At 42.7% G+C, this 23,916-nt stretch carries 31 protein-coding genes and 1 riboswitch; of the genes, 13 read left to right on the forward strand and 18 right to left on the reverse strand.

Translation table 11 applies throughout. From position 1 onward, the window contains the following. Window positions 1–36: 36 nt before the first annotated feature. Both ACXACN_RS10130 and ACXACN_RS10135 read left to right on the forward strand, forming a co-directional pair. On the forward strand, window positions 37–432 hold the full coding sequence (locus ACXACN_RS10130; protein WP_474964200.1) for a hotdog fold thioesterase: 396 nt from the start codon (window positions 37–39) through the stop codon (window positions 430–432). Window positions 433–467: 35 nt separating this feature from the next. Then, window positions 468–845, forward strand: a complete 378-nt coding sequence (locus tag ACXACN_RS10135; RefSeq protein ID WP_474964202.1) for a TraR/DksA C4-type zinc finger protein — start codon at window positions 468–470, stop codon at window positions 843–845. Between the two features lie 31 nt (window positions 846–876). Here ACXACN_RS10135 and ACXACN_RS10140 read toward each other — a convergent pair whose 3' ends face one another. Beyond that, window positions 877–1,470 (reverse strand): ECF transporter S component, encoded by a 594-nt coding sequence (locus ACXACN_RS10140; RefSeq protein ID WP_474964204.1) that lies wholly within the window; start codon window positions 1,468–1,470, stop codon window positions 877–879. Window positions 1,471–1,620: 150 nt separating this feature from the next. Next, a riboswitch (FMN riboswitch) is annotated at window positions 1,621–1,767 on the reverse strand. A gap of 134 nt (window positions 1,768–1,901) precedes the next feature. Beyond that, entirely contained in the window at window positions 1,902–2,171 is a 270-nt protein-coding gene (locus tag ACXACN_RS10145) for a hypothetical protein (protein ID WP_474964206.1), read from the reverse strand. Between the two features lie 157 nt (window positions 2,172–2,328). On the opposite strand from ACXACN_RS10145, the gene ACXACN_RS10150 reads away from it, so the two are divergent. Next, window positions 2,329–2,502 carry a hypothetical protein gene (locus tag ACXACN_RS10150; protein ID WP_474964208.1) on the forward strand — a complete coding sequence of 58 codons (174 nt, stop codon included), beginning with the start codon at window positions 2,329–2,331 and terminating at the stop codon, window positions 2,500–2,502. Window positions 2,503–2,657: 155 nt separating this feature from the next. Here the strand turns inward: ACXACN_RS10150 and ACXACN_RS10155 are convergent, their stop codons facing one another. Both ACXACN_RS10155 and ACXACN_RS10160 read right to left on the reverse strand, forming a co-directional pair. Next, a complete protein-coding gene (locus ACXACN_RS10155; RefSeq protein ID WP_474964209.1) occupies window positions 2,658–2,870 on the reverse strand; it encodes a hypothetical protein in 213 nt (70 codons plus the stop codon). Window positions 2,871–2,975: 105 nt separating this feature from the next. Then, window positions 2,976–4,034: a M20/M25/M40 family metallo-hydrolase gene (locus ACXACN_RS10160; RefSeq protein ID WP_474964210.1), complete on the reverse strand. Its 1,059-nt coding sequence runs from the start codon at window positions 4,032–4,034 to the stop codon at window positions 2,976–2,978. A gap of 118 nt (window positions 4,035–4,152) precedes the next feature. On the opposite strand from ACXACN_RS10160, the gene ACXACN_RS10165 reads away from it, so the two are divergent. Together ACXACN_RS10165 and ACXACN_RS10170 are read left to right on the forward strand one after the other, a co-directional pair. After that, a complete protein-coding gene (locus ACXACN_RS10165) occupies window positions 4,153–4,704 on the forward strand; it encodes a thioredoxin family protein (RefSeq protein ID WP_474964212.1) in 552 nt (183 codons plus the stop codon). Window positions 4,705–4,802: 98 nt separating this feature from the next. After that, the gene (locus ACXACN_RS10170; protein WP_474964213.1) at window positions 4,803–5,801 is read left to right on the forward strand and encodes a potassium channel family protein; all 999 of its coding nucleotides are present in this window, start codon (window positions 4,803–4,805) and stop codon (window positions 5,799–5,801) included. Here ACXACN_RS10170 and ACXACN_RS10175 read toward each other — a convergent pair. The 3 genes from ACXACN_RS10175 to ACXACN_RS10185 all read right to left on the reverse strand — a co-directional run bounded on the left by ACXACN_RS10175 (window position 5,784) and on the right by ACXACN_RS10185 (window position 9,587). Beyond that, the gene (locus ACXACN_RS10175) at window positions 5,784–6,200 is read right to left on the reverse strand and encodes a YugN-like family protein (protein WP_474964215.1); all 417 of its coding nucleotides are present in this window, start codon (window positions 6,198–6,200) and stop codon (window positions 5,784–5,786) included. The two genes, ACXACN_RS10170 and ACXACN_RS10175, sit on opposite strands and share 18 nt — an antisense overlap. Window positions 6,201–6,284: 84 nt before the next feature. Continuing rightward, on the reverse strand, window positions 6,285–7,634 hold the full coding sequence (locus ACXACN_RS10180) for a glucose-6-phosphate isomerase (RefSeq protein ID WP_474964216.1): 1,350 nt from the start codon (window positions 7,632–7,634) through the stop codon (window positions 6,285–6,287). Between the two features lie 786 nt (window positions 7,635–8,420). Next, complete coding sequence (locus ACXACN_RS10185; RefSeq protein WP_474964218.1) at window positions 8,421–9,587, reverse strand: iron-containing alcohol dehydrogenase; 1,167 nt, start codon at window positions 9,585–9,587, stop codon at window positions 8,421–8,423. A 138-nt stretch (window positions 9,588–9,725) separates the two neighbouring features. Between ACXACN_RS10185 and ACXACN_RS10190 the strand changes: the two genes are divergently transcribed. Continuing rightward, a complete protein-coding gene (locus ACXACN_RS10190) occupies window positions 9,726–9,965 on the forward strand; it encodes a DUF378 domain-containing protein (protein WP_474964219.1) in 240 nt (79 codons plus the stop codon). Window positions 9,966–10,038: 73 nt separating this feature from the next. Here ACXACN_RS10190 and yugI read toward each other — a convergent pair whose 3' ends face one another. Further along, window positions 10,039–10,422 (reverse strand): S1 domain-containing post-transcriptional regulator GSP13, encoded by a 384-nt coding sequence (gene yugI, locus ACXACN_RS10195; RefSeq protein WP_474964221.1) that lies wholly within the window; start codon window positions 10,420–10,422, stop codon window positions 10,039–10,041. Between the two features lie 165 nt (window positions 10,423–10,587). Between yugI and ACXACN_RS10200 the strand changes: the two genes are divergently transcribed. Continuing rightward, window positions 10,588–10,944: a helix-turn-helix domain-containing protein gene (locus ACXACN_RS10200; RefSeq protein WP_474964222.1), complete on the forward strand. Its 357-nt coding sequence runs from the start codon at window positions 10,588–10,590 to the stop codon at window positions 10,942–10,944. 770 nt (window positions 10,945–11,714) lie between these two features. Beyond that, on the forward strand, window positions 11,715–12,893 hold the full coding sequence (locus ACXACN_RS10205; RefSeq protein ID WP_474964223.1) for a MalY/PatB family protein: 1,179 nt from the start codon (window positions 11,715–11,717) through the stop codon (window positions 12,891–12,893). Window positions 12,894–12,920: 27 nt separating this feature from the next. Here the strand turns inward: ACXACN_RS10205 and ACXACN_RS10210 are convergent, their stop codons facing one another. Both ACXACN_RS10210 and ACXACN_RS10215 read right to left on the reverse strand, forming a co-directional pair. Next, complete coding sequence (locus ACXACN_RS10210) at window positions 12,921–13,526, reverse strand: superoxide dismutase family protein (protein ID WP_474964225.1); 606 nt, start codon at window positions 13,524–13,526, stop codon at window positions 12,921–12,923. Window positions 13,527–13,582: 56 nt separating this feature from the next. Then, window positions 13,583–13,777: a hypothetical protein gene (locus ACXACN_RS10215; protein ID WP_474964226.1), complete on the reverse strand. Its 195-nt coding sequence runs from the start codon at window positions 13,775–13,777 to the stop codon at window positions 13,583–13,585. Between the two features lie 125 nt (window positions 13,778–13,902). Here ACXACN_RS10215 and kapB point away from each other — a divergent pair, with 125 nt between their 5' ends. After that, a complete protein-coding gene (kapB, locus tag ACXACN_RS10220) occupies window positions 13,903–14,283 on the forward strand; it encodes a kinase-associated lipoprotein KapB (RefSeq protein WP_474964227.1) in 381 nt (126 codons plus the stop codon). A 91-nt stretch (window positions 14,284–14,374) separates the two neighbouring features. Continuing rightward, entirely contained in the window at window positions 14,375–15,085 is a 711-nt protein-coding gene (gene deoD, locus ACXACN_RS10225; protein ID WP_089654133.1) for a purine-nucleoside phosphorylase, read from the forward strand. A gap of 34 nt (window positions 15,086–15,119) precedes the next feature. Here deoD and ACXACN_RS10230 read toward each other — a convergent pair whose 3' ends face one another. Both ACXACN_RS10230 and ACXACN_RS10235 read right to left on the reverse strand, forming a co-directional pair. After that, complete coding sequence (locus ACXACN_RS10230; RefSeq protein ID WP_474964228.1) at window positions 15,120–15,347, reverse strand: hypothetical protein; 228 nt, start codon at window positions 15,345–15,347, stop codon at window positions 15,120–15,122. A 113-nt stretch (window positions 15,348–15,460) separates the two neighbouring features. After that, window positions 15,461–16,936, reverse strand: coding sequence for a leucyl aminopeptidase (locus ACXACN_RS10235; protein WP_474964230.1), 1,476 nt, complete (start codon window positions 16,934–16,936; stop codon window positions 15,461–15,463). Between the two features lie 282 nt (window positions 16,937–17,218). Here ACXACN_RS10235 and ACXACN_RS10240 point away from each other — a divergent pair, with 282 nt between their 5' ends. Continuing rightward, a complete protein-coding gene (locus ACXACN_RS10240) occupies window positions 17,219–17,695 on the forward strand; it encodes a divergent PAP2 family protein (protein WP_474966849.1) in 477 nt (158 codons plus the stop codon). Between the two features lie 42 nt (window positions 17,696–17,737). Here ACXACN_RS10240 and ACXACN_RS10245 read toward each other — a convergent pair whose 3' ends face one another. From ACXACN_RS10245 to ACXACN_RS10255, 3 genes are all read right to left on the reverse strand, one after another. Then, a complete protein-coding gene (locus ACXACN_RS10245) occupies window positions 17,738–18,439 on the reverse strand; it encodes a 3D domain-containing protein (protein WP_474964231.1) in 702 nt (233 codons plus the stop codon). A gap of 91 nt (window positions 18,440–18,530) precedes the next feature. Continuing rightward, window positions 18,531–18,848 carry a YuiB family protein gene (locus ACXACN_RS10250; protein WP_474964232.1) on the reverse strand — a complete coding sequence of 106 codons (318 nt, stop codon included), beginning with the start codon at window positions 18,846–18,848 and terminating at the stop codon, window positions 18,531–18,533. Window positions 18,849–19,504: 656 nt separating this feature from the next. Beyond that, a complete protein-coding gene (locus tag ACXACN_RS10255; RefSeq protein WP_474964234.1) occupies window positions 19,505–20,725 on the reverse strand; it encodes an NAD(P)/FAD-dependent oxidoreductase in 1,221 nt (406 codons plus the stop codon). Between the two features lie 296 nt (window positions 20,726–21,021). On the opposite strand from ACXACN_RS10255, the gene ACXACN_RS10260 reads away from it, so the two are divergent. Continuing rightward, window positions 21,022–22,008, forward strand: a complete 987-nt coding sequence (locus ACXACN_RS10260; RefSeq protein WP_474964235.1) for an NAD(P)/FAD-dependent oxidoreductase — start codon at window positions 21,022–21,024, stop codon at window positions 22,006–22,008. 96 nt (window positions 22,009–22,104) lie between these two features. Here the strand turns inward: ACXACN_RS10260 and ACXACN_RS10265 are convergent, their stop codons facing one another. The 3 genes from ACXACN_RS10265 to ACXACN_RS10275 all read right to left on the reverse strand — a co-directional run bounded on the left by ACXACN_RS10265 (window position 22,105) and on the right by ACXACN_RS10275 (window position 23,232). Then, complete coding sequence (locus ACXACN_RS10265; protein WP_160913082.1) at window positions 22,105–22,464, reverse strand: HesB/IscA family protein; 360 nt, start codon at window positions 22,462–22,464, stop codon at window positions 22,105–22,107. Window positions 22,465–22,594: 130 nt separating this feature from the next. Beyond that, a complete protein-coding gene (locus tag ACXACN_RS10270) occupies window positions 22,595–22,825 on the reverse strand; it encodes a YuzB family protein (RefSeq protein ID WP_474964237.1) in 231 nt (76 codons plus the stop codon). Between the two features lie 68 nt (window positions 22,826–22,893). After that, window positions 22,894–23,232 (reverse strand): YuzD family protein, encoded by a 339-nt coding sequence (locus ACXACN_RS10275; RefSeq protein ID WP_474964238.1) that lies wholly within the window; start codon window positions 23,230–23,232, stop codon window positions 22,894–22,896. A gap of 166 nt (window positions 23,233–23,398) precedes the next feature. Here ACXACN_RS10275 and ACXACN_RS10280 point away from each other — a divergent pair, with 166 nt between their 5' ends. Further along, the gene (locus ACXACN_RS10280; protein WP_035511544.1) at window positions 23,399–23,620 is read left to right on the forward strand and encodes a NifU family protein; all 222 of its coding nucleotides are present in this window, start codon (window positions 23,399–23,401) and stop codon (window positions 23,618–23,620) included. Window positions 23,621–23,916 lie beyond the last annotated feature (296 nt).

The following is a 23,916-nucleotide window of genomic DNA, read 5'->3' on the forward strand; positions in this document are numbered from 1 at the left end:
TTACAATGGGAATAATACAAAAAGGACGGGATGAACATGAACAAAGCTATGATGAAGAATACATTGATGGAAGCATTAGGGATGGAAGTTTTGACGGCAGATCCGAACAAGGTACAAATTCGTATGCCTGTCGACCATCGTACACATCAACCCATGGGATTTCTGCATGGGGGAGCGAGTGTCGCGTTAGCTGAGAGTGCAGCAAGTATCGGAGCGTTTTTAAACATAGACACCGATCAACAACAAGTATTTGGTGTCGAAATCAATGCTAATCACATCAAAAGTACCCGTGATGGATATGTAACAGGAACAGCAACTCCAGCCCACATCGGAAAAAACACGATGGTATGGGAGATTCAGATTGTTAATGAAGCGGAAGAGTTGCTGTGTTTATCCCGATGCACGGTAGGAGTCGTTCCGTTAAAAAAGTAAAACCAATGGTCTTAGTTGAAAGGAGTTTCTATACAATGTTGAATGACGAACAAAAACAAAAGTTCAAGGATCGCCTTTTACAAATGAAAGAAGAAGCAGAAGCACAGATGGAAGAATACAAAGAAGATCAAGCTAAAGAAGATTACGAAAATGACCAGACCGGTGAAATATCAAGTGTAGCCGATCATCCTGGTGATCAAGGTACCGATCAATTTGAAAGAGCGAAAGAACAAACTTTCTATGAACAAGCTCGTGAGAAATTGATGGAAGTCGAAGATGCATTGAAGCGTATGGAAGAAGGACGTTATGGATTAAGTGAAAAATCGGGAGAGCCCATTCCAGTTGAACGTCTTGAAGCCATGCCAACGGCACGTTATAAAGTAGAAGAAATTGAAAGCGAAAAAAATCATTAAAAAAAAGCGAGGGGCTCTCCCCTCGCTTTTTCTATGCTGCCGATTGACGAACACTTTTCTGCTCAATCCAGTCCTTCATTTTTACAAACAACATCATGAATAAGGATCCAGCAATGGCTCCTTTAATCACATTGAACGGAAGAATCCCCGCAACGATCGTCATCCATTTCACATCTGTACTCATTGTCTCCCATCCCATGAACCAGCTGTACGCAGGGAGGATGAGGAAATAATTCAAAACACTCATAATCACTGCCATGAAGACGGAACCAAAAACCAAACCTAAGACAAGTGATTTCATCGTCTTTCCTCTGCGGTAGATTAGCGCAACAGGAACAATAAAGAGCACACCAGCAAAGAAATTCGCTACGACCCCGATGGGATCAGAAACTCCGGTAAAAATCATATATAGACCGTTCTTCAATGCTTCCACGACAATACCTGCAAGCGGAGAAAATAAAATTGCAGCTAAAAGAGCTGGTATATCACTAAAATCCACTTTTAGGTAAGGGGGTAAAAAAGGAAGCGGAAATTTCAAAAACATTAACACCATAGATATTGTACCAAGTAATGCCAGAATAACTAACTTTTGCAGTTTTGATGATTGCCCTGTGTAAGCGTTCATCATCTCTCCTCCTTCATCTTCTCATCGATTCACATCCCAGATGAAGGTAAACGGCCTATAAACACATAAAAATAACCCTGTAGCTCTCGGGCTAAGGGCAGACGTGTCCATAAGGAAATAAAGGTAGGTGTTTAGACTACCTGTTCCGTTTGACATCTTCTCCCATCCAGACTGTAACTGTCGGTCCCGGACTTTCACCAGGTCCACCGCATGGTTGAACCGTGCGGGTCACGGACTTGAAGAATCCACGTTCTTCTTACCGTCGGTCGGGAATTGCACCCTGCCCCGAAGATGGAATCGATATGTTATTGTACACTTATTTTATACAAAAAGCTGGGATCCCGCAAGTTTAATGTTTCATGGCGAATGAGGTAAGAATAAAGAAAAAAAAGGAAAATACTCTATAAGTATTTTCCTACTATCTAAAAGGACTATTCCCGCGTATTCATTCGTCGATCATTTTCTCGCCTTTGTTCAGAAGGTTCCTCTCCAAGATCCGGTTCCTGTTCATCGTAGTCAATAGGTTCTTCTAAATCACGTCTCATTTCATCATCACGGTCCATGCGATTTCTTTGATCATCTTGATCATAGCGTGTGGGTTGATAATTTACATCTTCTGGCTCATTATCATTGACTCCAGCACATGCAGTCAAAAGGGAAGTAAATAACAACACCATTATGATTGTTAACCGTTTTTTCATCTCCTCACCTCCTTGATTTATTCCCCCTTACTATTTACATGCTTTAAAAATTCATACACATGAAAGGATGAAATCATCAATCATAAAATTCACCTAATGAGGCAAGATAGTCGTGTAACTCCTTTCAAACCATCACTTAAAAAGGAATGATGATCATATGGGAAGACGAAATTCATGGGTAGCCTTAGGCACAGCCGGGGCTATAGGTGCTGCCGCTATGTATGGGATCAATAGAATGAATCGTAATGGCGGCATGCAGCAAGTGGGGCAAAATGTCCAAAACAGCCAAGTCGCACAAAATTTACAAAACGCTCTTCCGAAAAATAATTAATAAAAAAAGGAAGCCAACTTTTCTGGCTTCCTTTTTTTCCCCTTATATTCAGTTCACTTCCCACAAATCTAATCTTCAAAGATTGCCCTTGTTCACCTTGACCTCTGTTTTGAAAAGCACTAAAAAAACAAGGTGCATGCTAGCACCTTGTTTTTTTATGCTGATGGTGACTGCATTTTTTCTGTCGCATCGATAAACAGACGGAGAGTTGAAGAAACAGTGGATACATCGACGAGACCATCTTCACTATCTTTCACCTTATCAAGTTGCATGAGAATGTATTCATCATATCCATGCAACTGTAACTGCCCGGCACAAATCTTCCCTTTCAACGTCATAATTTGTTGATGCAGTACTTCCCGATCCATGCAGATCACTCCTTAATATAGAAGATTATATCTGCTATTCTCTCCAATTATGCTATAAATAAACGAAACACCGAGGGAAGTTCCCTCGGTGCAGTGCTGGATCATTTAATCTTCTAGCGGATTCAGACTCTCCCGGCCTGTCATGTTTTTTATCATTTCTACCATTAAGGAGATTTCTTCCTCAATGTCCTGAATACTGACGGTTTCTACCGGAGAGTGCATATAACGAAGAGGCAGGGATACAAGACTGACTGGGACTCCTTTACCTGTTAGTCTCATCTTATCAGCATCCGTCCCCGTCATTCTAGGTGTAAGCTCATACTGGACTTCCATCTCAAGGGATTTAGCCGTGTTTTCCAAAAGTTTGTTAATCTTCCGGTTAATCGGCGCACCTTTAGCTAGTACTGGACCACCGTCCAACCGGACATCTCCATGTTTGTTCTTATTGACTCCTGGGTAGTCGGTCGCAAACGTCACATCGCACGCAATGGCCATCGTTGGTTCAATACCAGCAGCAGCGAAATAAGCTCCTCCCATGTTGGTCTCCTCATTGACAGTGCTTGCTGCATAGACCCCCACTTGAAGATCCTCTTTCGATAGTCTTCTCAATACTTCCCCAACAATAAATTGTCCTGTACGGTTATCCAAACCACGGCCTGCTATGTATCGATCCATCAACAGCTCAGGCTCTCTTTTGTAAACAGCTAGATCACCGATTTGTACAAGTTGTTCCATTTCTTCTTTGGATTTGGCTCCACAATCAATAAAAAGGTCATCTAAACCGAAGTCACCCTTCAATCCACCATGGTGTTGGGCATTTACTCCAATAACTCCTGTCAATTCCTTTGCATATCCAAGGATTCTAACCTTCATCCCTACCGCTGCTTTTGGATTGATGCCTCCCATTTTGTCAAAATGCAGAAAACCTTGTTCATCGATCCGATTGATGACAAGGGCTATTTCATCACAGTGCCCGGCTAATAAAATTTTAAATTCCGCATCAGGATTCAATACTGCAATGGCATTTCCGGAGTGGTCCGTTTTGATTTCATCAGCAAACGGGCGCATTTCTTTAATCCATCTTTTTTGTATTTCCATTTCCATACTGGATGGAGAAGGTGTGTTCAATAATTCCATTAAAAAATTCAATCGTTCTTTTTCCATATTCATCCCCCTTTTCTTTTATCATACCAAAAATAAAGAATTCCATAATAATTAGACGCTTATTCTGACCTTAATGAGGGAAAATGACCTTGTAGGAGTTTGTAGAGGAGGAATTGTAATGAATTTAGAAAACTGGTTTAACAAAGGGATGTCGCCCCAGACTTACGTAGATCACATGCATACCCATCAGAAAGACTTCATTTATATATACGAAAATTTTCAAATCCCTGTTGAAGATGAGCCCTTGTTCGAAAAAGTTCAAGATAAGAAATTACGTGCCATCGTTCTTACGGAGGATTGGTGTGGAGATGCGATGCTGAACCTGCCGATTTTCTTAAAAATTGCAGAGAATGGCCATATCCCTGTTCACTTCCTTTTACGTGATGAAAACTTAGAGTTAATGGATCAATATTTGACGAACGGACGGTCAAGGTCCATTCCTAAAATTATTTTAATCGATTCGAACGGAGATGAAGTGGGAACATGGGGACCTCGAGCTCCTGAAATACAAGCCTTCATAGATGATTCTTTAAAGAATCTGCCTGACCAAAAGGCTGATGATTTTAATGAAAAAAGGAAAGAGATGCTCACATTTATTACAAAAGCCTACCGTGATAATCGTGACTTCTGGTCGTGTGTTTATAAAGATTTAAAGAAAAAAATATCCTAATATGATATAAAAAGGACTTCCTCATTGCTAAGGAAGTCCTTTTGTGTTTGAAGAAAGACAGGAAGAGCCATACTGAGGATAAAAAAGGGGCGTATGGCATGCAATCCTTAATCCGCCTATACTTTCAAATGCCGCTGTTTTTGCGGTTATTAACGACCGTATTGTTTATCATGACATTATTCGGAATGATCATCCATATCATCGAACCGCAAAATTTCCCTACATTTTTTGATGGTCTTTGGTGGGCCTTTGTAACTGGTGCCACTGTTGGTTATGGTGATTATGTCCCTTTGAGTACATCAGGAAAAATTATCGCGATTCTTCTAATACTCTCAGGCGGGGGACTTGTGACCTTCTATATGGCCACCCTTTCCGCATCAACAGTTAAACATGAAACGGATTTATCGGAGGGAAAAGTCCCGTACAAAGGAAGCGATCACTTAATCTTAGTTGGCTGGAATGAACGGACACGGCACTTGTTAGACATGTTGGAAGAACAAAACCTTCAGGAAAGAATCGTTCTCATCGACCGGACGATGAACCAATTTTATCAGCGTTTATCCAGTGTACATTTCATTAACGGAAGTGCAACAAACGAAGAGACACTTGAACATGCCAATGTGAGTGAAGCAAGGATGGCAATTATAACCGCTGATCCATCTATGGAAGAAGAGCAGTCCGATCAAACCGTTATACATCAGATTGTCTCGTTAAAAGGGCATCACCCAGGATTGTTCATCATCGCTGAAGTATTGACTGAAAAGCAAAAAATCAATGCAGAACGAGCAGGTGCCAACACAATCATCCGTTCTAATGACTTCATGAGCAGCCTCTTTTACCAGGAGCTCTATCGCAACGATCCCGTCAAACCTTTCGAACTTCTTCTTAACTTGTTGACAGAACGTCAATTTCATGAAGAACAAATTTGCAGTGAACTCATTGGCAAACCTATGCTCAAGGCATTTGAACATTATCTGAAAGAGCACTATCAAATCATCGGCATAAAAAAAGGGGAAGATCTCTCCTTCGACCTTCACCCTGACATTGTATTGGAAGAGGGAGACGTACTTGTTGTTTTTTCACCCCTTCGAAAGTAAGACTTGTTCCACTTGAGCAAGCAACTCTCTTCCCTTATTTACATGTTCTTCAGGAAAAGTAGCATCTTTATCCACCGGCTCTTGAAACTGATCGAAAATCGCACGGAAGTTTCCTTCTTTGACGTTGTCATCGAGGCCCGGATTGTATTTATGTGAAAGTAAGAACGGTTCCTTCATTTCAATCATGGCATAATCACCAGGGGCGTCCAATGAGCCAGAGGTTACGACGAATGGAAGACGTATGAACTGGTATCCGACATGATCATCAATCTTATAATCAAAATATCCATGTTCATAGTCCCAGTTGTCGGAAAGCTTAAACCCGAGTGCCTTCAGTTCGCTTTCCACATCGTTATACGTGTAGACCTGCCCTGTAATCGGTGAAGATAATGGAATCACTGTCATCACTCCTTTATTTCTTACTATGCCCAAACGAAAAAAGCTCAGGTCATCCATTTTTTGGATGACCTGAGCTTCTCTTTTTTATTTCAAACGTTTTTCAAGTTCTTCTTTTTCTTTTTCGAATCCTGGCTTGCCTAGAAGGGCGAACATGTTCACTTTATACGCCTCTACGCCTGGCTGATCAAACGGATTCACACCTAACAGATAACCACTGATGGCACATGCTTTTTCAAAGAAGTAAACCAAATAGCCGAACGTAAAAGCATCACGCTTAGGCAGGTGCAAGATCAAGTTTGGCACATCGCCGTCTGTATGTGCAAGCATTGTACCAAGATAGGCTTTTTCATTTACCTCATCGACTGTTCCACCTGCAAGGTAATTGAGTCCGTCCAAGTTCTGACCATCTTCTTCAATAGTAATATCTGAGGATGGTGTTTCTACATGTAAGACCGTTTCAAACAGGTCACGGCGCCCTTCCTGTACATATTGTCCAAGAGAGTGCAAATCCGTGGAGAAGTTTGCTGAAGCTGGGAAAATTCCTTTTTGGTCTTTTCCTTCACTTTCACCGAACAACTGCTTCCACCACTCTGCAAAATATTGAAGAGATGGCTCATAGTTCACGAGCATTTCAATTGTTTTACCTTTGTTGTAAAGAACATTTCTAACGGCTGCGTACTGATACGCAGGGTTCTCAGATAACTTCTCCGTGCTCAACTCACTCTGTGCAGCTTGAGCACCTTTCATCATTTCATCAATGTCAATGCCGCTTGCCGCAATTGGAAGAAGACCAACTGCAGTCAACACAGAATAACGACCGCCCACATCGTCAGGTACGACGAAAGACTCGTAGCCTTGTTCGTTAGCCAGCGTCTTAAGCGCCCCTTTTTCTTTGTCTGTCGTTGCATAAATACGTTTACGCGCTTCTTCTACCCCATACTTCTCTTCAAGGAACTTACGGAAGATACGGAAAGCAATTGCAGGCTCTGTTGTCGTCCCACTCTTCGAGATGACATTGATGGATACATCTTTATTCTTAAGTACATCAAAAAGTTCATTCATATATGGTGCACTGATGCTGTTTCCCACGAAGAACACCTGTGGAGTGTTGCGGTCTTGCGAAGACAGCTCATTGTAAAAGCTGTGGTTCAACATTTCAAGCGCAGCACGTGCCCCTAAGTACGATCCACCAATTCCGATCACCAGTAATACATCGGAGTCTGATTTGATCTTTTCAGCGGATTGCTTAATGCGAGCGAACTCCTCTTTATCGTAATCCTCTGGTAAATCCAACCATCCTAAAAAGTCATTTCCTGCTCCAGTTTTTTCATGGAGAGATTGATGGGCAAGGGATACGGCTCCTTGCATATATTCTAGTTCATGCTCACCAAAGAACGGTAGAGCTTTTTCGTAATCAAAACGAACATGTGTCATTTATGACCCTCCCAATCGTCATTTTTTGCTTAACCAATTTCACTTTATCGAAACCTTACCTTCAAATCAAGCAATCGCTAAATTGTAAACGGATACATAGCAAACTTTCATGAAATTGATAAATTATGTCATCATACATCTCTCAGTAACCAACGAACTCAACAAAAGCTCCCGTTTGTGGAAGACTCAGTTTTGACATAACCGGGGTTCGTTAACCGCGTTGGGTGTCAGGGGTGGTTGGGAAGCAACTCGCTTTCCTGTGGGGGAGTGGCGAGCTTCCTCGGGCTAATGCCCTGTGGGATCTCGCCGATCTCCTTTCTCCCACGGGAGTCTCGCAGCTTCCCAACCACCCCATTCGATCATGTGAGAAACGAACCCCTATACCAGGAAGAAGCACCTTTCACCATCACTACCTATAATAAGAAAACGCTCTATAACAAGCGGTTATGATCACTATTCATACGATGGAGATATGTGTTATAGCTCCCAATACGTATAGGAAGCGCCTAATTCTGAAAGTGGTTTCGAGATACTTATATGGCAAAGGGGCGGAGGGGAATGGCGAGACTCCTGCGGGAAAAAAGTGCAGGGTGAGACCCCACAGGACGCAGTCCGAGGAGGCTCACCGCGCTCCCGCGGAAAGCGAGCTATTCCCCGTAGCCCCTATCCACAGCACAAAAGTCTCGAAATCAAGCCTTATAGAAACCTGCCATTTAGTTGAATAAGCGGTTGGGGCTGAGGTATATAAAAAAAGTCGGAGGGGGTCCTCCGACTTTAGCGTTTCTTCTATTTGGACATCTCCAAGATTTTCTGAACGTCTTCTTCATGCAGTTGATTGAAGTTACCAAATGGTCCTCGTTTCATTGCACGATCGACGATGATGTCGAATTTTTCGTCGCCAATTTCATAATCAGCCAATGTTTCTGGTGCTCCGATAGAACTCCAGAAGGAACGAAGAGCTTGGATGCCCTCTTCAGCGACTTCTTTATCGCCTTTCCCTTCAGGGTTGACACCGAACACTTTTGTAGCCAGACGAGCAAATCGTTGTTCGTTGACTTCCATGTTGTGTTTCATCCAGTTAGGGAATAAGATCGCCAGTCCGCCGGCATGTGGGATGTCATAGACAGCAGATACCGCATGTTCTATATTGTGACTCGCCCAATCCCCACGGTACCCCATTTGAAGCATACCATTCAGTGCAACGGTACCCGAATACAAGATCGTTTCTCTATGCTCCAGTGAATCAAGGTTTTCAAGCAGCTGAGGGGCTGTTTCGATCACCGTTCTCAATACCCCTTCTACCATCTCATCTTGCACAGGTGACTGTGTCGGATTATGGAAGTATTGTTCAAATAAGTGTGTCATCATATCAACAATTCCATAGATCGTTTGATCTTTCGGAACACTCGCCGTGTAGGCAGGATCAAGGATCGAGAATGTCGGGTTTGTTAATGGGGCTGCTCCCCACCCGTATTTTTCATTGGTTTCCCAATTTGTTATGACAGCTCCTGCATTCATTTCGGATCCTGTAGCAGCAAGAGTCAGCACTGTTCCAAATGGAAGAGCTGATTCTGGTTTCGCTTTTCTTGTAACCAGATCCCAAGGAGCTCCATCATATTTAGCACCAGCTGCAATGGTTTTTGTGCAATCAATGACACTTCCTCCCCCTACAGCAAGAAGAAAATCGATGTTTTCTTCCTTACAAATCTGGACTCCTTTTTCTACAGTCGTCAATTTAGGGTTAGGCTCTACTCCAGAAAGCTCCTGAACTTCGACACCCGCTTCATTCAACTGACTCATCACTTGGTCATAGACACCATTTCTCTTAATACTTCCTCCACCATAGACGACCAGCACTTTTTTAGTATCTGTAGGTAGCTGAGAAGGTAATTGACTGATTTGATCTTTACCGAATATTAATTTCGTTGGATTATGAAACGTAAATGCATCCATTAGAAAATTCCCCTTTCTAAACTAAGCGTACGATGGTATTATCCCCGATTTTTGAGGCATTCTCAAAAGATATGCAATTGAATAATATTTCCCCCTGTGTTCAAGCTATGAGAGAACGAATGAAAGGAGGTGTTTTGGATGAATTGGTTAAATCGTGTAGCACTTCTTCTAGTCATTGTGGGAGCAATAAACTGGGGGTTGATTGGATTATTCCAATACGACCTTGTCGCTGGACTGTTCGGTGGTGGTGAACAAGGAGCATGGCTGGCGCGGGTCATCTATACACTTGTCGGTATTAGCGGACTTATTGTCATATCCCTTTATTTCTCACCGGTGGCCGAGCACGAGGAGTCTCCAGCAACTGATCAGGTGGAATAACCATGTCTGAAAAAATAAAGGCAACCATAAAAAAAGGACCTGTTCTATGGAGCAGGTCCTTCTTCAATCCAGCTTATTTACGGAATTTCTCGCGGTCGTCAGATTGCTTAATCCAATCTTCCAACTTGTCTTTAAGCGTGTTGAAACCAGCTGTTGACTCTTCTTGCTTCGGTGCAGCTGCTTGCTTGCGAGGGCGACGTGTTGCTTTTGGAGCTTCTTGTGTCGCACGGATAGAAAGAGAGTATTTGTTGCTCTTTTCATCGATATTCAAGATTTTCACTTGAACTTCGTCACCTTCTGAAAGGTGCTCGTTAATATCTTTTACGTAACCGTGAGTCACTTCTGAAATGTGTACAAGACCTTGTACTTGCTCATCTAGCGCAACGAATGCACCGTATGGCTGAATTCCTGTAACTTTACCTTCTAATACTTGACCTTCTTGAAACTTATCTGACATGCTATACAACTCCTGATTTATTTATTATTCGCTTCTTTTCACGCAATAAATGATTTTACCACAAAAGAGACCATTTAGCAAAGTAAACTTAAACTTCTCAAAATGTTTAAAATTCACCTTCCAATAAAGTGGTATAATATAGGTAAGAACAGAGGAGGTATGTTTATGTCTACTGGTAATAACATTCGAAGATACCGTGAGTTGAAAAACTTTACAAAGGAAGAACTGGCTTTGAAAGCCAGGATAGGGGTCCATACTCTCGAAAGCTATGAAACTGACGAACGAATTCCTGAATTGGATACAATCCTAAAAATTTCAACAGTCCTTGATATCCCTGCCTCTGAGTTGTTAGAAAACCATGAAGAAAACTCCTCAGTAATTGATGAAGAGTTACAATCACTGATACAAGAGGTCGGCGTAAAACGTTCAAAACTCTTACTTAAAAAAGCTCGTGACTTCTCAGAACAAGACGTCCTTCGGGCAATGAACCTTCTCTATGATTTAAATCAACAAAAAAAATAAAAAAATAGGTTTATAAACTATGAAAGATGGTTATATTGAATAACGTAAGACTTTCTCGTATTCCCCCTGTGTAAGCAGAGCGAACGTTCGCTTTGCTTTTTTTTTGGACTTTTTCACTCCGTTAAAACCCATTATTCATTCCACAAAAGCTCCCTTTAGCGGAATACTCAGTTTCGAGATGTTCCCGGGTTTCGTTTGCCGTGTTGGGCGTCAGGGGGGGTTGGGAAGCAACTCGCTTTCCTGTGGGGGAGTGGCGAGCTTCCTCGGGCTAATGCCCTGTGGGATCTCGCCGATCTCCTTTCTCCCACGGGAGCCTCGTAGCTTCCCAACCACCCCATTTGATGTAGGAGAGAACGAACCCCTTTACCATGTTGGATTGTCTTCCACTATCCCACTGTTAGAAGTATAAAGCGTACTGCATCAAGGTTTTACGTTCTATGGAGCGGTTTATATAATCCACTATTGTTAATGATAAAAGCTTATCTTTTAGGTGTGGTTTCGAGAATCTTCCATGGCCGAGGGGCGGAGGGAAACGGTGAGACTCCTGTGGGAAGTGCGTGGTAGATGAGACCCCGCAGAGCGTTAGCTCGAGGAGGCTCATCACTCGCCCACGGAAAGCGAACCTTTTCCCGGAGCCCCGTAACTCCCGCAAAAGTCTCGAAATCAAGTCTTATAGAAACCTGCCATTTATTTGAATAAACAACATATTTTCATTCAACCGTCTGATTCGGGTAAGATAGATAACAAAATGGAGTATGGGAGGAAATGCAATGGAACGTTTTGAAGAAGTCGTATCAAGAAAAGGAACAAGGTCCGTCAAATGGGATATGGCGGAAGATCTTTATCAAGATAAAGAAGTACTGCCGATGTGGGTCGCCGATATGGACTTCAAGACTCCATCAGCCGTGACAGATGCATTAAAAGAAAGAGTAGAACACGGGATATTCGGCTACACGATTCCTGACGGCAAAGTCAAAGAAAGCATTACAAACTGGCTTGAAAACCAACACCAATGGAACGTAGATCCGGACTGGATCTCTTATAGTCCTGGAGTTATACCATCTTTGCATATGATTATCCAGTCACTAACTGAAATTGGGGATCATATCCTTATCCAGACTCCTGTCTACCCTCCCTTTTACAGCGTCATCAAAGACCACGGACGACACGTGGTGAAAAACCCACTGCAATTGAACGGAGAGCAATACGAGATTGATTTTGATGATTTTGAAAAGAAGATAAAAGAGAATCACATAGCAATGTTTATCCTTTGCAATCCTCACAATCCAGTAGGAAGGGTGTGGAAAAAAGCAGAACTGGAAAAAATGATGGACATCTGTTTAAAGCATGACGTAAAAGTGATTGCCGATGAAATTCACGCCGATTTGATCTATCAAGGAAACGTTCACGTTCCTATAGCGAGTTTGTCAGAAGCAGCTTCCAAGCAAACCATCACCTGCTTATCCCCAACTAAGACGTTCAACCTGGCAGGGCTTCAGGCATCTTATGTGGTCACCCCGCTTGAGGCAGACAAGAAAAAAATCGACCGTCAGTTTAAAAACCAAGGCATGATGATGTTGAATACATTAGGTCTGACAGCCATGGAAGCGGCCTATCAGCATGGGGAAGAATGGTTGAGAGGATTGATGAATGTATTAGAAGACCATCGGGATTACGTCATGGACCGCTTTCATAAGGAAACATCTTTGATCCGTGTTTTCCCAGCAGAAGGCACCTACCTTCTATGGGTGGATTGTAGGAAGTTGGAGTTGAACCAACGTCAGTTAAAGACTTTCATGCAAAAGGAAGCGAAAGTCGGATTAAATGATGGAGTTTCTTTTGGCGAAGAAGGTGAAGGGTTCATGCGCCTCAACATAGCCGCGCCAAAATCAATCATCGAAGATGGCGTTACCCGTATAATCGACGCTGCGAAAGCACGAGAACAATAAAAAGGTCCCCTTTAAGGGAGACCTTTTTTAATTTCCTTCTTGCTTCTTATCTGGTTCTGTTGGGTCACTTGTTTCATCTTCGTCCGCTTTCAGAGTAATTTTCCCACATGCAATTCGTTCCCCAGAGTCCCCAGCGGGTTGTGTCATCCCATCATCCTGCCCACTATGAAGCACGATGGAAGTCCCTTCATCTCTCAGCAAAGACTTCTGCCCTTCTTTCAGTTTAGCTTCTGGCAACATTAACTTAGTGTCGACCATACCACTTTGGTCCGCTTCGACATTGGGCATATCCCCAACGTGAGCTCCTTTTGGATTCATAAGACCATGTTCTTTGGAAAGGGGGTTGAAATGATTTCCTGCACTCTTGAAATCAGGAGCTTCACATTTCGGAAACTCATGAATATGAACCGCGTGCATTCCCGGCTCGAGTCCTTCTACTTTCAATTTCACCTCGACACCTTCCGGCTGTTCGGTGAATGTTGCCGTCCCGATTTTATCATTATCGGCATTATAGATCGATGTTTTCAACGGAGAACGTTCTTCCCCCGTACATCCAGCTAAAAGGAATAGCAACGCTATGAATAACCCGGTTGAAACTCTCATATAAATCCTCCGTTCCATGAAATACTCCATGGATAGTATCTCCACCGGTTCATAAAAATATAACAAAAGCCACGTCAGGCTTATCCCTAACGTGGCTTTTCACTTTGATTATTTACATGCTCGTCTACTTTGTAGGCTTGGTCTACTTTCTGTTCTTCTTTTTGAGAAACTTTAATGAACCAAATCATTGTGATCGCGGCAAAGACAATAAAAAGCATTAACATGATGATCGCTGGAATATACTCTGATTTATCTTGAGGAAAATAAAGAAATTCCATCATAAGGCAACACATCCTTCTATAATGCAGTATATCAAAAATCCCCCACTTCCATGAAGAGCTTCACGATATCTTCACAATTTCAATTTTTGTTACAATAGAGAAAGCAATGGAAGAGGAGTGAGAGGATGTCAGAATTTCCAGACGGTTCAATCGTAAAAGCCCATTATAAAACAGGCGTTTACATCGGTGAGGTCGTAGAAGACCGAAACCGCTTTTATCTTGTAAAGGTACTGGCTGTTGATAAGCACCCGATGCAAGGGGATCTTCATAACCCTGGTAAAACAGAAGAAGTCTTTTTCCATCAGCGGAAAGCTCTAAGCTACAATGAAAAAGCGAATGTACAAAAAGAAGCCGTTAAGCCCTTTGAGGGGGACATTCCTTCATATGAAGAGTCACTGAAAGAAGCGGTCAATGTTCTTAAAGCAAAGCTTGAAAGAAGAGAAACGGAATTCAACCAGAGCGCGAAAAATCAGCTGGATGATTTAGAAAAACAATATTTCGGATAAAAGAACAAATGACAGCGCTTTTTCGTATTTGTTTTCTATTCAAGGGTATGGTAATTTTATATAGTCAAAAGTAATGGAGGAGGTCATATCCATGACAACACATATTGGGGCGAAACCTGGAGATATTGCAGACAAGATCCTTCTTCCCGGTGATCCGCTACGAGCGAAATACATTGCAGAAAACTTTTTAGAAGATGCGACATGCTATAACGAAGTACGAGGCATGTACGGTTATACAGGTACTTATAAAGGAGAAAGAATTTCCGTGCAGGGAACAGGCATGGGTGTTCCATCCATCTCCATATACATCAATGAATTGATGGAAAGCTACGGCGTTCAAAAACTGATTCGCGTTGGCTCATGTGGAGCATTGCAAAGCGATGTGAAAGTGCGTGATGTCATCCTTGCATCAACGTCCACAACGGATTCACAAATGAACCGCATGGTCTTCGGTGGCATTGACTTTGCACCGACGGCTGATTTCAATCTGCTGAAGAACGCGTACGATGCGGGAACAGAAAAGGGCTTGAAGCTAAAAGTCGGAAACGTCTTTACTAGTGATAGCTTTTACCGTGATCAAGCGATGGATCTTTTCAACCTACTTGCGAAGTATAACGTGCTCGCTGTAGAAATGGAAACCACAGCTCTTTACACGTTAGCAGCCAAATACAACCGTCAGGCTCTATCCGTTTTGACAGTTAGTGACCATATCCTGACTGGTGAAGAAACGACAGCAGAAGAACGCCAAACGACATTCAACGAAATGATCGAAGTCGCTCTAGAAGCAGCGATTCAAGACTAATGAAAAAGCACCCCTACCAATGTAGTGGGTGCTTTCATTTTGGCCCTATTCCCTCAATTTCATTGATATTCACAGCATAGATCCGGTCCCCAATTGTAATAGCAACTTCCCCCTCCCATACCCTTTCCAGTTTTCCGAAATAAGCCTCATTCCCTGTATAAATAAAAAGAACGGTCCCTTCACTCTTTTTTATCTTTTTTAGGATTGCACGCCTGCGTGACAAGGCCCGCATTTTAAGGTACAACGACGTAAGTAGGAACATCTCCCAGCCCCCTGCTCTTAACCTCCCTATATGGTATACGTCCCTTGCTTTGAGGTGCAGGGTCTAAACTTATCTTACATAAAAAAACCTCCCGGACCCGGGAGGTTTTACTATTATCTTACAATATACTGGGCTAACGTTTTCGACATGACCCCTGTCGGACCTTTTGGACCCAACTCATGAGCCCCTTCAGCCACGGACGTACCGGCAATATCCAAATGGACCCATGGTACTTTTTCAACGAAGGCACCGACAAACGCTCCCCCCATAATTGCATGGGCTTTTCTCGTCGGTGAGTTATTTAAATCAGCTATCACACTTTTTCGCACTTGTGCTTTATAATCATCATTGTAAGGCAGCAGCCACATCGGTTCTCCTACTGATTTCCCTGCCTCCTCAACATCTTTATAGAAACGTTCATCATTTGTCATAGCCCCTGTCATCCAGGATCCGAGTGCTGTTACGACGCCTCCTGTCAGAGTAGCAACATCAATAACTCGATCCGCTCCCTGACTCTGCGCGTATGTGACCCCGTCAGCAAGCGCAAGGCGGCCTTCTGCATCTGTGTTCAACACTTCAATTGTTAAACCACTCATAGATGTAATGACATCATCCGGCTTGAACGCATCGCCAGAGATCATATTATCGGAAGATGGAATCACAGCAATCACGTTTTTCTTCGGCTTCAATTGACCAATAGTCTCCATAGCGCCGAGAACAGCTGCTGCTCCTCCCATGTCCCCCTTCATTCCCGGCATTCCGGTTTTTGGTTTAATCGAATAGCCACCAGTGTCATACGTAATTCCTTTTCCAACGAGGGCTGTGACATCTTTCCATTCTTCTAATCCCTTATACTTGAGCACAATCATTTTAGGGGGTTCTATTGATCCTTGATTAACAGCCAATAAAGCTCCCATTCCCAGTTCTTCCATATCTTCTTTTTCTAGGATGCTTAACTCAAATTGATAGTCTTCTGCCATCGTTGTAGCGAACTCTGCCATTTCAGAAGCTGTCAGAATATTCGCAGGCAGATGGACCAAATACCTTGCCGTATTCACTCCATCACCAAAGGCTTGTCCTCTATATAAAGATTGAAGGACAGCCTTCTCCTCATGTTCTGTCCAAACAATGAGTTCGTTGATGTCGACTGGTTCTTTTTGATTGGTTTTAAAAGAAGGGAGACGGTACGTTGACGTCAGCATAGCTTCTGAAAGAAGAGAGGAGTACTGCTCGAAGTCTCCTCCAGCAGGAATAACACTTTCAAGTAAAATAGTCACGGACGACACTCCGGCTTTAATTAAGCTTTGAAATACACGACCGCATGCTTTACGGTATTTGTTCTCATCCAATATATGTGATGAACCAAGTCCAATAACATAAATACTTTTCAAATGACTTTCATTCATGACTAGAACCTTATCCAGTTTATTTCTCTCCATTGATAAATGTCCAGCCTCTATGTAGGCACCAAGATCGACTCCACATGAATGTTTCACTTTAGCGATGATCGGATCGTTGATCTCTTTTTCTTCAAAAAGACCGACCAGCAAGGTTTCTGCATCTTGCCATTCGTTCGTTACAGTATACATAATGATACACCTCCAAATTAAGTATACACAATTTCACCATGGTTCCTCACGAAAAAGATTCGCTCTTCTTTCTTAACTTAACATGAATATAACTATCTCGGCCCATAAAACATATGGTATAATGACCTTGCTCCATCACCATATGAACGTTACATAAAAGGACATATCCATCGATTTTGTATGCACTTGATCCTGTTCACCCATGCTTGATTGTATGAATGAACAACTACATAGATTGTCATTTCTATTCCCCGAAAGATCAGAAAGGATGTCATGATGCTAATAGATTTAGTGCAAAACTTCCCCCTTTGGGCGTCAATTGCTGCTATTTTTTTCGCCCAAGTAATCAAAATACCAATTCAATTTATAGCTTCCAGACAATTGAATACCAGCCTGGCTTTCAGTACAGGCGGCATGCCCAGCAGTCACTCCGCAGCAGTTACCGCGCTTGCCACAGGGGTTGGGATTGAACAAGGATTCGGCTCATCCGTATTTGCTATTGCCTGTGTTTTCAGTATTATCGTCATGTTTGATAGTACAGGAGTAAGGCGTCAAACTGGGGAACAAGCCATTATGTTGAATATTTTACTAAACGATTTTAACCGATTTGTAAGTGAAGCCAAGAGCTGGCAGCAAAAAGAAGGCTATCAAAAGAAAGAAGAACTAAAAGAACTTTTGGGTCACCAGCCTATTGAGGTTTTCTTCGGCGGACTCACTGGTATTCTGCTCACCTTTCTTCTTCATTCCTTCTTCTATTAAATAAAAAAATCTCTTCCTGGTTCTTACCACGGAAGAGATTTTTTACTGAGTCATCTGTGACCGAAATACCTGCAACGATTCATCCTCGTTCAACTTCTTTAAATCTTCTTCAGATAGTCGTCCGTTCCCCTCTTCCACCACATAAACTTCTAGGGTTTGTTTTCCCCATTGATTGTAAACGTCATTCACCGTCGGGAAATAAAGATCAAGTTTGTTCCCTTTGATTGCCCCGCCAATATCTGCAACCACTCCATACCCGTAACCAGGAATAAACAGTACGGTCCCTAACGGAAAAGTATTTAAATCAGCAGCAATGGTAGAGTATAAATCGCGCTTCACATTTACACCTGAATACGTTACTCCATACCCAGGGTGATCTGGGGTTTTACCTGTTGACTCATACCCCGCTGTATAACCAGTCGCTACAACTTCACGGCTTGGGTATTGACTGAAATCAATGGTATCCTCCAACAATTCCACCGCTTCAATGACAGCACTGGATACATGGGTCTGTGGAGCATTTTTTATTTTTAAGCTTTTCTCAGAAAAATCTTGTTCTTTTTGAAGAAGAATCTCCCCATCTAAAGATTCCTTCCGCCATTTAGATGCCATCCATTCGTCAAAGTCTGAGAGCGATAGGTTTGTTACATTCGTAAACGTACTATAAAGAGCAAAGCTGAACAGAAGAATAAAAAAGATAGACTTCGTCCGTTTGTTCATGAAATCACCTCTAGGTGTAATCATGTCCAAGCTCCATTTTTTTATTCAAACGCGCCCTCATCTCCGCTCTACGAAAAAACAGCCAATCGCACAATGTACGATTAGCTGTTCCATTTTAAAACATTTGATAACCACTTTTACGTAATTTCTTAATAACAATGCCAGCCACTATGGTACCGACGAATCCACTCGCTAAAATGACAATATCTACAAGTTTCAGGTTGGATATTTGTTCAAACACTGTAGGAAACGCGGTCCCTGGAGCTGAAAAGTATTTTGTCCAGGTAAAGTCATCAACGATCAATAGCACGATGACTGGATAAACGAAAGCCATTAACCACGAAGAACGTAAAATCATATTCAATAAGAATGAGATTCCGAAGAATAGCACAAAAAATAACAACATTGACACGATGAACTGCACGATATTCACTAACGTTTCCCCCTATGTATGTTCAACGAAACACAAACGAATCCAAACCTCATTCTATAACGGTTACATAAAAAGCGCAAGAGGCTCCCCCTCCTTCCAATCCCTCACTTACTACTAAACAAACTGGCAGGATTGTGGAAGACTCACTTTCGGGATGTTTCGGGGTTCGTTGCTGAGTTGAGCGTCAGGGGTGGTTGGGAAGCAACTCGCTTTCCTGTGGGGGAGTGGCGAGCTTCCTCGGGCTACCGCCCTGCGGGATCTCGCCGATCTCCTTTCTCCCACGGGAGTCTCGCTGCTGCCCAACCACCCCATTTGATATTGTGAGTAACGAACCCCTATACCAGGAAGGAGCATCTTCCACCACTACCTATTGTAAGAAAGCGGTCTATAACAAGCGGTTATGAGCTCTATCCTTGGGGCGGAGGGGAATGGCGAGACTCCTGCGGGAAAAAAGTGCAGGGTGAGACCCCACAGGACGCAGTCCGAGGAGGCTCACCGCGCTCCCGCGGAAAGCGAGCTATTCCCCGCAGCCCCACCCACTCAACAAAAGTCTCGAAACTGAGTCTTCAACTAAAGGGAGTTTATCTTGAAGAGCAGTAATTAAAATTCAACATAAAAAAGCGAAAGCAGTGGGGTTGCTTTCGCTTTTCATAGTATTAATGGAAGAAGTTTAGTTTACCTTTTTTAAGGACAAGTGGAATGCCACCTAGTTTGAGAAGATAGCGGTTATCGATGATTTTCTTCATCGCTGTCGCTGACCAACCGAACAATTTCTTATCGTCAAAGACTACACCTATCGCATCATCGTGACCAAGAGAGGCTACGGTCCCTTTTAAGTCCGGCTCAAATGGCTCAAGATGATCTTCTCCTCTTACAAGACGAGTGATATTCGCTGCTGTTTGTTCAGCTTGCTGAATGGCAATCTGCGCTGTTGGGGGATAAGGACGTCCTGTTTCCTCGTTCATAATCAAAGCACAGTCCCCAATAATGAAGACATCGCCATAACCTCCTGGTCGCAAATCATCTCCAACTGGGATACGTCCACGGTTTGCTTCGAACCCTGCTTTTTCTACGAGAGAATTACCACGTACACCAGCAGCCCATACAACCGTGTTTGTTTCAATTTCTTCACGCTGCTCGTCTTTTTCGAAAACGAGCTTGTTTTCAGTGACTTCTTTAATCATCGCTCCGATTTTAAATTCGACGCCTCGCGCTTCCAAGGAATTCATCGCGTACTCTACAAGTTCAGGATCGAACCCTGGGAGTGCTGTTGGAGCAGCTTCCACGTTAATAATACGCACGTTTTCACGTGGGATGTCATATTCTTTGCAAAGTTCAGGCACACGGTTCGCAAGCTCACCTACGAATTCGATCCCTGTGAATCCAGCCCCACCTACGACGATGTTCAAGCGTTCTTGTTTTTTCTCCGCTTCATTATTATATTTTGCGAAGTTATATTCAATGTGCTGACGAATTAAACGCGCACTGTTGATGCTGTTAATGGTGAAAGCATTCTCTTTCAACCCGGAAATTCCGAACGTAGCTGCCTCGAAACCAAGTCCAATAACTAGGTAATCGTAAGAAAGCTCCCCGTTTTCAAGCAATACTTTCTTTTCTTCAGGCTGGATATCCGTCACGGTATCTTGTACAAAATTCACCTTACTCGTATTGACAACATCGCTAATTTGGATGCGTGTGCGGTCATGGTGTAAGGTACCTGCAGCATTTTCATGCAACCAAGTTGTTTGGTAATGGTAACTGTGCTTATTAACAAGTGTCACATTTGCATCATTTGCACCTAGGCTTTTTTGTAACTTCACTGCTGTCATGATCCCGCCATAACCGGCACCGAGAATCACAATGTTAGGGTTCCTCATGATTAATCACTTCCATCTCTTAATAATGATCCGTTGGCTAATGCTTGTGACAAGTTTCACACAAGAAAACATGAAAAAAAACCTGAGATCGTTTCAGGTGAAAATTGTCACAAATTCTTACAATATGGTCTATTTTCATCTTAGTCGTTTTTCTTATCATTTTCAACCCAAAAGCCCTTTATCGGAATTATCGATCAATTACCTTTTTGAAAAGGTTTACATACCCCCATTGTTCCCATCAGAAAATTTTTTATGATAGAATGTATTTTAGTGAAATTTTCATCAGGAGGTTTATTATGAGTGAAAAAATATATGATATAACGGTTATCGGTGGTGGGCCGGTCGGTTTATTTACCGCATTCTATGGTGGAATGCGCGAAGCAAGTGTAAACATCATTGAAAGCCTTCCTCATCTGGGAGGCCAGCTTACAGCTCTCTACCCTGAGAAATACATTTTCGATGTTGCCGGATTTCCAAAAGTACGAGCACAGGAACTTGTCGACAATTTAGAGGAACAAGCGATGATGTTCAATCCTACGATTTCTTTAAATCAGGAAGTGGTTTCTGTAGAAAGAATGGATGACGAAACCATTAAACTGACGACAGACAAGGACGTTCACTACACGAAGACTATTATTATCACAGCAGGTAACGGTGCCTTCCAACCAAGAAAGTTGAAAATTGAAAACACCGAACGCTTCGAAGAAACAAACCTCCATTACCACGTCAGCAATATGGACAAATTCCGCGACAAAAAAGTCATGATTGCTGGAGGCGGAGACTCTGCAGTTGACTGGGCACTCATGCTTGAGCCAATCGCTGAACAAGTAACACTCGTCCATAGAAGAGATAAATTCAGAGCGCACGAACATAGTGTGTCACAACTAAATGAGTCGAACGTCAGGATCATGACCCCTTTCACCCCTGAAAAAATGATTGGCGAAGATCGCATTGAGCAGGTGGAATTAAAAGAGGTAAAAGGTGAACGGGTAGAAACCATCGACGTTGACGATGTGATCGTAAACTACGGCTTCATTTCCTCCCTCGGTCCGATCAAAGATTGGGAACTTGAAATTGAAAAGAACAGCATCGTCGTCAATTCTAAAATGGAAACAAATATTAAAGGCATTTATGCAGCCGGAGATATTTGCACATATCCTGGTAAAGTGAAACTGATTGCTTCCGGTTTTGGTGAAGGCCCAACAGCCGTCAACAATGCCAAAGCATATATCGACCCAGGTGCTCGTGTTCAACCAAAACACTCAACGAGCATGTTTTCATAAAACGAAAAGGAAGAAGCCCTTCAACAACAGGGCTTCTTCCTTTTTTATATCCAAAACAAGAAAAAAACCTTTCTGTGTACACAGAAAGGTTTGTTATTAACAATTGGGATCTGGCGTCCCAGCGTTTGTTGCCGTTTTAAATGAAGATCCACAACCACAGGAAACAATGGCATTCGGGTTATCAATGGTAAAACCGCCACCCATCATATTCTGCTTGAAGTCGATCGTCGTACCTTCAACAATAGCGGCGTCCTGTCGGTTAATGACTACCGGGATCCCACTAGACTCCTCTACAAGATCAAGTTCCTCATTGATGTCATCTTCGAAGCCCATGGCATAAGACAATCCACTGCAGCCTCCACCTTTTACACCGAAACGAAGACGAACGTCTCCTTCTTCTTCTTTCATCATCTCTTTGATTTGGTGACTTGCGGCTTCTGTGATATTCAGAATCATACCAAGCCTCTCCTTTCTCTTCTTATCGTCAGTATACTAAATGGCGGAACTTTTTATCAAACATCCCGTATTCGTAAACAAAAGGCACCCTTGCATTAAGGATACCTTTTTACTCCCATGGCTACACCGTTTATAGGGTTTCATCCAAATGTTCATAAATCTTATCGACCAATTCGTCAGGTGTGTCGGCCATGATACGTTCTCCTTCTACTACTGCATATAACATCTGGGAACATAGTCCACAGTTTCTTAAACAACCATAATCGACTACATCAAGATCAGGATCCTTCTCAAGCGTTTCTTTTGCTTCTTGCGATCCACTGACCAAGTTGTTAATACAAAATTCAATTAATGGATTCATCCGCTTCACCTCTATATGGGATGAAACCCTATCTGCCCCTAATCATATCATACCGTCCATCATATCTGCTATGCATTTTCCTTAGTCTCTAACCCATGCTTATCCAAAGCCTGGTATATTTTTTTCAACCTCGGGTTTCCTTCCCCAACCACTTCATCTTCAACGAGGACCAGAGGATAAAACAGTTCTTCATCTAAAAGTTGTTGGATAATAGGGTGATCAGCTCCACCCTCACGTTCTTCATGGATATCATAGTAATGGTAGGTCACCCTTGAATCGTGATACTTCCTTCCAATCGCTGCCTGAAGCCACTCAAATGTTTCTCTAGAACCAGGTGCATTGACACAGCTGGCACATTTCACTTCGGCTCCATAGACGTCTACCCGCACCTTTTGCTGTTTCCCCATCCGTATTCTCTCCCTTATGATGTTACGTTTTTTTCTATTTTACAAAAGAAAAGAAAAAAGATAAAATGATAATAGTTCTCAATATTAATGGACAGAGACTCAGACAACCATAGATTTTTTAGCCATTTCGTTTTATAATGATACTTAAGAAAGGGGAAGATTGAACATGCATGAACAGGTTCAAGAGGTACTCAATAAACTTCGCCCATTTTTACTACGTGACGGTGGGGACGTCGAGCTTGTCGATGTTGAAGACGGAATCGTCCGCCTGCGACTCATGGGTGCTTGCGGAAACTGTCCAAGTTCCACTATCACTTTGAAAGCAGGAATCGAAAGAGCTCTTGCACAAGAAGTACCAGGCATTTACGAAGTTGAGCAAGTATTTTAATACACCTAACCGAAAGAGCCGCCCAAATGGAGCGGCTCTTTTTTTATAATCCTCCCTCATCCATATTCAACAAAAGCTCCCTTTTATGGAAGACTCAGTTTCGAGACGTTTGTGTGATTCTAGGGGCTCCGGGAAAAGGTTCGCTTTCCATGGGGCGGGCGGTGAGCCTCCTCAGGCTACGCCTTCCGGGGTCTCACCTGTCCCACACGTCCCATAGGAGTCTCACCGTTTCCCTCCGCCCCTTGACCATAAGAGGATCTCGAAACCCCTTCCCAAGATAAGCTGCTTTACCTACA

It is taken from the genome of Halobacillus sp. AWM4_238, assembly GCF_056158265.1.

Coding starts and splice junctions, on each gene's coding strand:
- ACXACN_RS10130 (WP_474964200.1), top strand. CDS start 37: ATGAACAAAGCTATGATGAAGAATACATTGATGGAAGCATTAGGGATG.
- ACXACN_RS10135 (WP_474964202.1), top strand. CDS start 468: ATGTTGAATGACGAACAAAAACAAAAGTTCAAGGATCGCCTTTTACAA.
- ACXACN_RS10140 (WP_474964204.1), bottom strand. CDS start 1,470: ATGAACGCTTACACAGGGCAATCATCAAAACTGCAAAAGTTAGTTATT.
- ACXACN_RS10145 (WP_474964206.1), bottom strand. CDS start 2,171: ATGAAAAAACGGTTAACAATCATAATGGTGTTGTTATTTACTTCCCTT.
- ACXACN_RS10150 (WP_474964208.1), top strand. CDS start 2,329: ATGGGAAGACGAAATTCATGGGTAGCCTTAGGCACAGCCGGGGCTATA.
- ACXACN_RS10155 (WP_474964209.1), bottom strand. CDS start 2,870: ATGGATCGGGAAGTACTGCATCAACAAATTATGACGTTGAAAGGGAAG.
- ACXACN_RS10160 (WP_474964210.1), bottom strand. CDS start 4,034: ATGGAAAAAGAACGATTGAATTTTTTAATGGAATTATTGAACACACCT.
- ACXACN_RS10165 (WP_474964212.1), top strand. CDS start 4,153: ATGAATTTAGAAAACTGGTTTAACAAAGGGATGTCGCCCCAGACTTAC.
- ACXACN_RS10170 (WP_474964213.1), top strand. CDS start 4,803: ATGCAATCCTTAATCCGCCTATACTTTCAAATGCCGCTGTTTTTGCGG.
- ACXACN_RS10180 (WP_474964216.1), bottom strand. CDS start 7,634: ATGACACATGTTCGTTTTGATTACGAAAAAGCTCTACCGTTCTTTGGT.
- ACXACN_RS10185 (WP_474964218.1), bottom strand. CDS start 9,587: ATGGATGCATTTACGTTTCATAATCCAACGAAATTAATATTCGGTAAA.
- ACXACN_RS10190 (WP_474964219.1), top strand. CDS start 9,726: ATGAATTGGTTAAATCGTGTAGCACTTCTTCTAGTCATTGTGGGAGCA.
- yugI (WP_474964221.1), bottom strand. CDS start 10,422: ATGTCAGATAAGTTTCAAGAAGGTCAAGTATTAGAAGGTAAAGTTACA.
- ACXACN_RS10200 (WP_474964222.1), top strand. CDS start 10,588: ATGTCTACTGGTAATAACATTCGAAGATACCGTGAGTTGAAAAACTTT.
- ACXACN_RS10205 (WP_474964223.1), top strand. CDS start 11,715: ATGGAACGTTTTGAAGAAGTCGTATCAAGAAAAGGAACAAGGTCCGTC.
- ACXACN_RS10210 (WP_474964225.1), bottom strand. CDS start 13,526: ATGGAGTATTTCATGGAACGGAGGATTTATATGAGAGTTTCAACCGGG.
- ACXACN_RS10215 (WP_474964226.1), bottom strand. CDS start 13,777: ATGATGGAATTTCTTTATTTTCCTCAAGATAAATCAGAGTATATTCCA.
- kapB (WP_474964227.1), top strand. CDS start 13,903: ATGTCAGAATTTCCAGACGGTTCAATCGTAAAAGCCCATTATAAAACA.
- deoD (WP_089654133.1), top strand. CDS start 14,375: ATGACAACACATATTGGGGCGAAACCTGGAGATATTGCAGACAAGATC.
- ACXACN_RS10230 (WP_474964228.1), bottom strand. CDS start 15,347: ATGTTCCTACTTACGTCGTTGTACCTTAAAATGCGGGCCTTGTCACGC.
- ACXACN_RS10235 (WP_474964230.1), bottom strand. CDS start 16,936: ATGTATACTGTAACGAACGAATGGCAAGATGCAGAAACCTTGCTGGTC.
- ACXACN_RS10245 (WP_474964231.1), bottom strand. CDS start 18,439: ATGATTACACCTAGAGGTGATTTCATGAACAAACGGACGAAGTCTATC.
- ACXACN_RS10255 (WP_474964234.1), bottom strand. CDS start 20,725: ATGAGGAACCCTAACATTGTGATTCTCGGTGCCGGTTATGGCGGGATC.
- ACXACN_RS10260 (WP_474964235.1), top strand. CDS start 21,022: ATGAGTGAAAAAATATATGATATAACGGTTATCGGTGGTGGGCCGGTC.
- ACXACN_RS10265 (WP_160913082.1), bottom strand. CDS start 22,464: ATGATTCTGAATATCACAGAAGCCGCAAGTCACCAAATCAAAGAGATG.
- ACXACN_RS10270 (WP_474964237.1), bottom strand. CDS start 22,825: ATGAATCCATTAATTGAATTTTGTATTAACAACTTGGTCAGTGGATCG.
- ACXACN_RS10275 (WP_474964238.1), bottom strand. CDS start 23,232: ATGGGGAAACAGCAAAAGGTGCGGGTAGACGTCTATGGAGCCGAAGTG.
- ACXACN_RS10280 (WP_035511544.1), top strand. CDS start 23,399: ATGCATGAACAGGTTCAAGAGGTACTCAATAAACTTCGCCCATTTTTA.